At 30.1% G+C, this 9,748-nt stretch carries 11 protein-coding genes and 1 tRNA gene; all 12 read right to left on the bottom strand.

From position 1 onward, the window contains the following. Positions 1-468: 468 nt before the first annotated feature. The 12 genes from JJE11_RS08300 to JJE11_RS08245 all read right to left on the bottom strand — a co-directional run bounded on the left by JJE11_RS08300 (position 469) and on the right by JJE11_RS08245 (position 9,682). Positions 469-1,410 (bottom strand): GNAT family protein, encoded by a 942-nt coding sequence (locus JJE11_RS08300; protein ID WP_291634462.1) that lies wholly within the window; start codon positions 1,408-1,410, stop codon positions 469-471. A gap of 281 nt (positions 1,411-1,691) precedes the next feature. Continuing rightward, the gene (locus JJE11_RS08295) at positions 1,692-2,453 is read right to left on the bottom strand and encodes a tRNA threonylcarbamoyladenosine dehydratase (protein WP_291634461.1); all 762 of its coding nucleotides are present in this window, start codon (positions 2,451-2,453) and stop codon (positions 1,692-1,694) included. 131 nt (positions 2,454-2,584) lie between these two features. After that, positions 2,585-3,829, bottom strand: coding sequence for a DUF1015 family protein (locus tag JJE11_RS08290; protein ID WP_291634460.1), 1,245 nt, complete (start codon positions 3,827-3,829; stop codon positions 2,585-2,587). Positions 3,830-3,855: 26 nt separating this feature from the next. After that, positions 3,856-4,767: a D-2-hydroxyacid dehydrogenase gene (locus JJE11_RS08285; protein ID WP_291634458.1), complete on the bottom strand. Its 912-nt coding sequence runs from the start codon at positions 4,765-4,767 to the stop codon at positions 3,856-3,858. 154 nt (positions 4,768-4,921) lie between these two features. Then, positions 4,922-5,995, bottom strand: coding sequence for an alanine--glyoxylate aminotransferase family protein (locus JJE11_RS08280; protein WP_291634456.1), 1,074 nt, complete (start codon positions 5,993-5,995; stop codon positions 4,922-4,924). Positions 5,996-6,323: 328 nt separating this feature from the next. After that, complete coding sequence (locus JJE11_RS08275) at positions 6,324-6,512, bottom strand: hypothetical protein (RefSeq protein WP_291634454.1); 189 nt, start codon at positions 6,510-6,512, stop codon at positions 6,324-6,326. Positions 6,513-6,603: 91 nt separating this feature from the next. After that, positions 6,604-6,792 carry a hypothetical protein gene (locus JJE11_RS08270; protein WP_291634452.1) on the bottom strand — a complete coding sequence of 63 codons (189 nt, stop codon included), beginning with the start codon at positions 6,790-6,792 and terminating at the stop codon, positions 6,604-6,606. Positions 6,793-7,094: 302 nt separating this feature from the next. Beyond that, the gene (locus tag JJE11_RS08265) at positions 7,095-7,256 is read right to left on the bottom strand and encodes a hypothetical protein (RefSeq protein WP_291634449.1); all 162 of its coding nucleotides are present in this window, start codon (positions 7,254-7,256) and stop codon (positions 7,095-7,097) included. Between the two features lie 48 nt (positions 7,257-7,304). Continuing rightward, on the bottom strand, positions 7,305-8,018 hold the full coding sequence (locus JJE11_RS08260) for a hydrolase (RefSeq protein ID WP_291634447.1): 714 nt from the start codon (positions 8,016-8,018) through the stop codon (positions 7,305-7,307). Positions 8,019-8,108: 90 nt separating this feature from the next. Then, the gene (locus JJE11_RS08255) at positions 8,109-8,645 is read right to left on the bottom strand and encodes an NUDIX domain-containing protein (protein WP_291634445.1); all 537 of its coding nucleotides are present in this window, start codon (positions 8,643-8,645) and stop codon (positions 8,109-8,111) included. Positions 8,646-8,755: 110 nt separating this feature from the next. Then, entirely contained in the window at positions 8,756-9,448 is a 693-nt protein-coding gene (sfsA, locus tag JJE11_RS08250; RefSeq protein WP_291634443.1) for a DNA/RNA nuclease SfsA, read from the bottom strand. A 159-nt stretch (positions 9,449-9,607) separates the two neighbouring features. Then, positions 9,608-9,682: transfer RNA gene (locus tag JJE11_RS08245), tRNA-Glu, on the bottom strand. Positions 9,683-9,748: the final 66 nt, after the last annotated feature.

Raw genomic sequence — 9,748 nt, 5'->3', positions numbered from 1 at the left:
TTTAGTCTTACGACTAAAATATTACTTTACTAAAGTAATTAACTGGTTAAAATAAAATATTATTTCATTTCTTTACCTATTTCTCTGTTTAATTTTCAAAGACCAATTCGCTAAGTCATCATGTGACGACTTCTACTATTCTACTAGGTATTTAATCATCTGTCAACAGTTTTTTAATACTTTAAATTAAATTCTTTGCTGCGATGATTGTTTTTTCATTGCTAAACTGCAGCAACAAATAATAGTCTATCATAATCATATATATCTGTTTTATGATTTATACGATTTATATCAATATAAGTGCCCTATAATCTTAGGTTCTTGCTTATTCTCCACTTTTCCCATATTGATACACTAGGATTAGTATACACAGAAATTCTTATATCCACAGGCAAAGCGCACCAATTTGTAAAAATATCTGCTCTAATTGTCATTCTAGTTTTAAATAAAAATTTAGTTTATAAACAATTAACTATTTTTAACCTTATAAAAAACCATATGATCTCTCCATTCGCTATTTATATATAAGTATTTTTCACTTATACCAAGCTCTTTAAAACCACAGTTTCTTAATACTCTTTGTGATTTTTCATTATCTATTAAAGTAGTCGCCTCTATTCTATGTAAGTCTAGTTCCTCGAAAGCATATTCTACTACAAGTTTAACTGCTGCTTTCATATATCCTTTACTTTGCTCCTTTTCATCCAATGAATAACCTATAAACGCATTTTTAAAAACACCCATTACTATATTTGATATTTTTATTTTTCCAATGAGTTTATTGTTCTTATATATCCCGAAGTTAACGCCACTACCATTTAAAAATTGTTTGTAACTCTCTGTTAAAGTACGTTTTTGGCTATCTAGAGTATAAAAATACTCATCTCTAGTAGGCTCAAAATACCTTAAGAATTCTCTGTTTCTTAGGTGGAAATCTAACACTTCTTCTACATCCCCAGGAGTTAATACCTGAATTTTAATATTGTTATCTTTAATAGTAAGCTCTCTTTTTATAGAATTTCCATTAAAAACAAAAGCACTGATACCAAACATAAATTCTGATTGGTATTCCGATTTATTTATTACACTATCTGTTATAATACCTTCTAACTTAAATCCTAAATCAGTAAAAGCATTTATATTTATTGTTTCAGGAGCTATAACATTTACTTTGTTTATTCCCATATTTTTAATCAAAATATTCAGTATTAAACTTAATGTGTCTTTTAAATATTCATAACTTCCGTTAGAATGTTTATGAAATTTTAATCTAAACTGACAAAACTTGTTTTGTTTATCTAATTCCACTATAAATATTCTTCCTAGTATTATATAAGCATTATCCTTTATTACATACTCTCTCTCATTGCCCTTTAAAGCTTCTAAACTTACATATTTACCCTTGTTCATTTTTAACCTCACTATCTAAACTAAAATATTTTTTTGTATTTATATAAATAAGATATATAAAAATAATTGATATTATTAGACTCATCGGTATCATATAAAAAATAAAATAAGTGCCAATAATTAATCCAAAGGTGAATAAGCACGCTCAAATCATTACCCCGCACCTTATATCATCTCAAATACTATTAATAATTTTTTTCAAACATCTGGATTTTGTCTTCCACAATCACATATATTATAGCATAAATATTTATAGTTAAATGTTCCTTATACCTGTATCTTTAAATATTCTTCTTAATCAAATCCTTAATCACTTCTCCACCAATTATCATTCCCGCTACTGGAGGGACAAAAGATATGCTACCTGGAATCTGTCTCTTCATAGCACATTTTTTTGAACCTCCTGTACATACACACCCTTCTTTGCATGTTATAACTTCATCCAACTTTGGCTTAATAGGAATTTCCTCTGAATAAACCACTTTCAAACTGTCAATATCTCTCTTTCGTAGCTCATGTCTCATAACCTTTGCAAGTGGGCATACTTTCGTATCATAAATATCTGCAACTTTAAATAGTGTTGGATCTAGTTTATTCCCTGTACCCAAACAACATATAATATTAATTTTATGCTCTCTACAATATTCAACTAATGCTATTTTTGAAGTTACTGTATCAATAGCATCCACTACATAATCTGTGTCCTCAGTAATTATGTCTCCCATATTCTCTGCAGTTACATATGTTTCATGAGTAATAACTTCACATTTAGGATTTATTTCTAGTATTCTATCCTTCATTACTAAAACCTTACTTTTGCCTATAGTTTTAACTGTAGCATGTATTTGCCTATTTAAATTTGTTAAGCATATTGTATCGTCATCTATTAATACCAATTTTCCAACACCTGCTCTTACTAGTGCTTCAACTGTATAACTACCAACTCCACCTATTCCGAAAACTACTACTTTGCTTTCTGATAATTTATTTAAACTATCCATACCTATAAGTAACTCTGTTCTTGACAATGAATGCTGCGGCATAAGCTTCTCTCTCCTTTGATATATATCTTATTGTAAATACAATTTATATTATACCCTATATATTTAAAAAGGCCACGCATATGCGTGGTCTTTTTAAATACATAGGGTTCTATTTTTACTAGGACATTAAATTATAGTTCGTGAACAAATATTCCACTTTGTAATTTCGGTTCAAACCAAGTGGATTTAGGAGGCATTATTTTCCCTACATTTGCTATATCTATTAAATCGTCAATGGTTGTAGCACACATAGAAAAAGCAACTTTCATGCCTTCATTAACTCTTCTTTCAAGTTCTTCAAGTCCTCTTATTCCACCTACGAAATCAATTCTTGTGTTTGTTCTTGGATCATCAATTCCTAGAATTGGTTCAAGTAAATTTTTTTGAAGTATTGATACATCTAATCTATCTACAGGATCTTTCATATCGAAAGTTCCTTCTTTAGCAGATAATTTATACCATTTCGAATCAAAGAACATTCCATACGTTCTTTGTTCTTCTGGCTTAAATTGACCTTCTCCTTTATATGGAGTAATGTCAAATTTATCAGCAATTTTATTCATAAATTCTTCTGGAGAGTTTCCGAATAAATCTGCAACAACTCTATTATAAGCCATTACATATAAATCATTGTCTGGGAATATAACTGATAAGAAGAAATTAAATTCCTCATCACCCGTGTATGATGGGTTATCTTGTCTTCTCTTTAGTCCAACTTTAACAGCTGAAGCAGATCTATGATGTCCATCAGCTATATATAAATAGTCTGTTTCAGCAAATATAGCTGAAAGCTTACTTATAATTTCTTCTTCATCTATAACCCAGATAATTTGAGATACACCATCTTCTGATTTATAATCATATACTGGTTTTTTTGTTTCTGTCCAATTTTTTACAATACTGTCTATTTCATCTTTATGTCTATATGTTAAGAATATTGGTCCAGTATTACAATTTGTATAATCAACATGGTTAAATCTATCAAGCTCTTTATCTGCTCTTGTTAACTCATGTTTTTTAATAGTATTATTTATATAATCATCAATTGAAGCACAAGCAACTATACCTGTTTGAGGTCTTCCGTCCATTATTTGTCTATATATATACATACAAGGCTTTTCATCTTGCATATATACTTTATCACTAATCATTTTCTGAAGATTTTCTCTAGCCCTAAGATAAACTTGCTCACTATGAACGTCTATATCTGGTGCTAGATCTACTTCCGGCTTATCAACATGTAGAAATGAATAAGGCTTCCCTTTTACCATTTCCCTAGCTTCTTCACTGTTCATAACATCATAAGGGAGAGCCGCTACTTTCTCTACTAAATCTAATTGTGGTCTATATGCTTTAAAAGGTCTTACTATTGACATGATTATTCCTCCTTTAGTTAATTCATTTATTTAAAAAAATCTAAAATAATACTTATTATCTCACTGCCTATTCTTGTTTGAGCCTCTCCAGTAGCCGCACCAATATGCGGTGTTACAGAAACCTTTGGATTGTTAACTAAAGCTTCATTTTTAGTTGGTTCTTCAACAAAAACATCTACTCCAGCTCCTGCTAATTTTCCATTATCTAAAGCTTCTACTAAAGCAGCCTCATCAACTACTCCGCCCCTAGCACAGTTGATTAAGAATGCTCCATCCTTCATCATAGCTAATTGATCTTTTCCTATAGTAGCCCCTTTCTCTTTAAAGAACGGTATGTGTAATGATACATAATCTGCTCTTTTCAACAAATCGTTCAATTCACAGAATTCATATTCATCACAATCCTTAGCTTTTCCTATTATATCTGTATATATAACTGTCATACCAAGTGCAGATGCTTTTTTAGCTAGTTCTCTTGATATTCTTCCGAATCCAACTAAACCCAAAGTTTTGCCGCCAATTTCTACACCTACGTATTTTTTCTTATCCCATTTGCCTTGTCTCATAGATACATTAGAAATATTAATGAATCTTGATACCGCAAACATATGAGCAATCGCAAGCTCAGCTACAGATGCACTACTTGCATTTGGAGTGTTATTAACTTTAATACCTTTTTCCAAAGCATACGCTACATCTATATTGTCAACTCCAACTCCACCACGGATTATAAGCTTTAGTCTTCCTGCTTCCGCTGCTTTATCAATTATTGGCTGTCTAACCTTTGTTGCAGATCTAACCACTATTACATCAAACTCTTTTAATTTTTCACCTAAAACTTCAGGTTCATAAAATTCTTCAACAACTTCAAAACCTTTAGCTTTTAATTCTTTAATAGCATTTTTTTCCATACCATCTGTAACTAATATTCTAATCATGATAAACCTCCTCATTAAATAAGAAAACATTATATTTAATTAAATTCGGCTACTTCAGTAGGCGACCAAACTAAGTATATCGTTTTCATTGATTACTAAAAGATAAATTAAGAATGAAAAATTACATTATAATTTTTCATTCTTAATTTGTTAATTATTTAAGTCCTAGAATTTCATTTATTATTACTAATAAATTTTCTATTTCTTTTGGAGTAGTTTCAGCCATATGAGCTATTCTAAATGTCTTCTCTTTTAACTTTCCATATCCATTAGAAATCATAAAACCTTTTTCTCCTAATTGCTTGTTTAAGTCAGAGACATTAATTTCTCTTGTGTTTTTAATATTAGTTAATGTGTTTGACATAAAGTTTTCATCAGGGTATATTTCAAAGTATTTTCTAGCCCATGAGCGAACAAGCTCTGCACTAGCAATGTGCCTTGCATATCTTTTTTGTAATCCTTCTTCTAATATCTTATCTAATTGATAATCTAATGCAAACATATGTGCAAGTGAAGGAGTAGAAGGATATTGATAATCCTTTTTTTGTATGTAATCATACAGTCCTAATAAATCAAAATACATTCCTCTATTTGAAACTTGTTTAGCTCTTTCTACTGCTTTTTTTGAGAATGAACAAATAGCCATTCCTGCAGGTAATCCTAAACATTTTTGAGTTGAAGTTATACAGATGTCTATAGCCCACTGATCTGCTTTTACTTCTGCTCCCGCAGCGTTACTTACTGTATCAACACATACTACAACTTCAGGATATTTTTTGTAAACCGCTGAAAGTGCTTCCATGTTATTCATTAGTCCTGTTGAAGTCTCGTTCATAGTAATAGTTATTAAATCATATTTTCCAGTTACTAATACTTCTTCAATCATTTTTGGAGTCGTTGGTTGTCCCCATTCGGATTCAAACTTATCTGCTGGTACTCCGTTTGATGTACACATTTCGAACCATCTGTTTCCAAATGCCCCTACTGAAAATATTGCTGCTCTTTTTGCTGTGCACGAACGAACAGCTCCTTCCATTAGTCCACTTCCTGAACTAGTAGAAAGTAATATTTCTTCTTTAGTATTAAATACTTTTCTCATTTTATCGCTTATGTTTCTTTGTAGTGCTGATGCTTCCTTACCTCTATGTGATATTTGAGGAGTAGCCATTTTCTGAAGTACATCTTCTGCTACCTCTACTGGTCCCGGTATAAATAATCTTTTATGCATAATTTACCTCCAAGTTTTGGCTTTTGCCATTTTTTATTCATTTTGTAATCTGTCTTGAAGTCTAATAACCAATTTCATTTTAACACTTAAATATAAATTTCTCAATGTAAACGAAATAAATATTATAAGAATTTTAGAAAATATTATATGAAACCCTACCTATTTTAACATATATCCTAAAATTTTGTTGTAACTTACTATTTTAACAACATTTTCAAAGGTAATAAGTTATATATTTTATAATAATTTTACATTTAAATGTTCACTATTTTCTAACAAACCACCTTCGAAAAGTTATTCTTAGATTATTAATGATTTTATACCTGCATTAGCCTTGATCTAATTCTGTTAAAACTTTATCGTACAAATTAACATCACATTTATCATTTTTTAAATGCTTACAATTATCACAACTTTTACTGAAATCTGTGCCTATTGAAGATTGAAATTGTGTTCCTACTGAATTATACCCATTACAACTGTTTGCTACATGCATCATCTGTTCTGTATTTGGCATTTTATTACTCCTCCTTTTAAATCAAATAAATAACAAGTTAGTATATTAATCCAGCCTAACCTATTTTCGTGTTGTTTATTTTATAAACTAGTTAATTCACCCTTATTATTTCCCTAATCTCATCAAATAATCCCTCTGTACATTTTCCTCTTTCATAATTATCACAACTACTACAACTTTGAGACCCATAAGTAATGTTATTCATTAATTCCATGGAACACCTAGTTTTATATCCATGACAATTTTGCGCTACTCTCATTTCTAGTTCACCTGAAGCCATATTTTCACTCCTATAATTTATAAATTTTAAACATTAATTTTAGTCTTCCTTTTATTTAAGTTTTAATTCTAATTATGTTCAAATTATGTTCAAATAATCTTAAAATATAAAAAAATTTATATTTATACAACTTTATTTTATTTTTGTTTCGTAATAATTTCTCTATAATAAATAATTTTAAACTTTTTTATTATTTCATTAAACTAAATAAAGCTACTAGAACATAAAATGTTCTAGTAGCTTATATTGTTACATGGCACATGAAAAATATATATCTCACTATGCTTACCCTTTAGGTACCCTTAAATATTAAGTATAGATTCAGTTTCTCTACAGTATTTTGTAGTTAAGCACTGTCCTAAATTTCTTGGGCATCTTTTACAAATACATTCTAATGTTTTTCCATCACACTGTTTCGTCTGCCCCTCAGGACATTTTTCACAGTTATCTCCACCTACAGCCATTTTGTCACCTACCACTTTAATTGAATTTATTTGTCAATAATTAATTTATTATTTTTCTTCACTCTCTATCTCATAACTTTTTCTATACTTAATCATAATTTCATTTAAAATATCAGCTACTATTGGTGGAGTATATGTGATTGCATTAGCTCCTGCTTTTATAGTTTCTCTTATACTTTCATTAGTAGAACCACCAGTAGCCATTATAGGAAATTCAGGATATTTCTCTCTTATTTTACTAACTATATAAGCCGTCCGTTTAGCGCCTGAAACATTTATTATAGTAGTTCCTGCATTTATTCTTGCCTCTATATCTTCAAATTCTGATATAACTGTAACTATTATTGGAATGTCTATAGTTTCCCTTACTTGTGTTATAACTTCATTAGATATTGGACTATTAACAACTACCCCCATAGCACCTTTAAATTCAGCATCTAATGCTAAATTTGTTACCCTTTTACCTGCGGTAATTCCTCCCCCAACACCGCAAAAAACTGGCACATCTGCTGCTAACAATAATGCTTCTGTTATTATTGGCTGAGGTGTAAATGGGTATACTGCAATAACTGCGTCAGCATTTGTATTTCTTATAACCGCTACATCAGTAGTAAAAACAAATGATTTTAATCTTTTCCCAAATATCACAATGCCACTAGCGTCTCTTATAGCACTTGGTAGTTCTATCATATGGCTTCTCAAGTTCCCAGTTATTTGAGGAACTTTTTTGCTTGAAATTTTATTCTCAATATTCTTTTCCATTTATATCCTTCACTCCTTTTCTTATGATTTAATATTAAGTCTAATACAATGCTTAATCTACTCTATATGGAACTACTAATCTTGCATTACTTAATAATTAGTTTCAATATCACATCTATAGGCCTCTTCTCCCGTGTATTCAATCTCTTTCAGTAATTTTCTTACAACTCTTTTTCCTATCTCATCTTCACTCATTTCACACAGAGCATCATTTATATTTTGCCAATCAGCCCAATCCACTTCAGAAGACTTATTTATCTCCCCTTCAATATACTTTGCCATAAACGTTAGCATTATAATTTCTTTAGAATCTAAATATTCACTTCCCAAATATTTTATTTCTCCAACGGATATTCCTGTTTCCTCTTTAACTTCTCTATATACAGTGTTTTCAACAGATTCTCCATTTGTTACATATCCTGATACTAATACCTTTGAATTCTTAAAAGTATAATTTTGTTTAAGAAGTAAAATTTCACTACCCTTCATTACTGCAACTATTACACATGGTTTTGGTGTCTCAAAATACATAATATCATCCATGGGGCAATATGGAACTCCACCTTCATCCCAACTATACTTTTCAATTAGCTTTTTTCCACAAATCGGACAATATATAAATTTCAAACTTTCCCCTCCCTAACGACTATTCATTAGCCCACATGTTATTTTAAATATAATTTAATTATTGCTCATATTAATAAATTTATCAATAAATAATTTAGAAAATTTTTTAATTATAAAACAACTTGGACTTCCTTACTTAAAGTTATAAACTTTTCACCTACTTCACATTCATAAGCAAAAATATCAACGCCATTTGTATAAGCTAATCTTAATGCCTCTCCAAATGCTACATCCATATCATCGTAGGGAGAAAATTTTTTTATGTTATTCATTTGGATAAGAAATAGTACTCCCGCTCCAAACCCTTTTTTTTTAGCCTCTATAAGTTCTAATAAGTGTTTTCTTCCTCTTTCCGTAGGCGCATCTGGAAACATAGTATTACCGTCTACTTCGAATGTTACGCCCTTTACCTCAAGAAAATATTCTTCGCCAAGGTCGTTTGATAGTTTAAAGTCAAATCTACTTTTTCCAAAAGCTTTTTCCCTCTGTATTATATTGTATTTAACAAGCTTTTGTATTATTTTATCTTTCAAGGCTTCTTCAACCACTTTATTAGGAATTTGTGAATCTATATTAATGATTTTATTATCCTTATATGCTGCAATTAAATCATATAAGGTTTTTCTAGTAGGATTAAGCTCTTCTCTTAGCAAAACTGTTGATCCAGGGATTAATATTTCCTTACATCTTCCTGTATTGGGAACATGTACCATTAATTGTTCTCCATTAAAATTCACATATGCTTGAAATCTATTTGGTCTTCTTATAAATTCTGCGATAAATACTCTTTTGTTTATAAACATAATCTCATCTCCATTTTATAAATATACACTTATTTATAAAAGTTATCAACATTATCCACAATCCTAATAGTGTTTTATGTGGAAATAATAATTATTATTTTCACATAAAATAATAAATTAAAACAAAAAAAAGCCATTGCTTTTGCAATGGACTTTTTGTGGTGACTCCTAGGGGAATTGAACCCCTGTTACCACCGTGAAAGGGTGGTGTCTTAACCGCTTGACCAAGGAGCCTTATAAAATTTGGTGGCTTACCGGGGAATCGAACCCCGGACACCATGATTAAAAGTCATGTGCTCT

It is taken from the genome of Clostridium sp., assembly GCF_016650095.1.
Taxonomy (GTDB): Bacteria; Bacillota; Clostridia; order Clostridiales; family Clostridiaceae; genus Clostridium_AD.
Note: the sequence above shows the minus strand (reverse complement) of the source record. Positions and strands in the feature narration are given on the sequence as shown.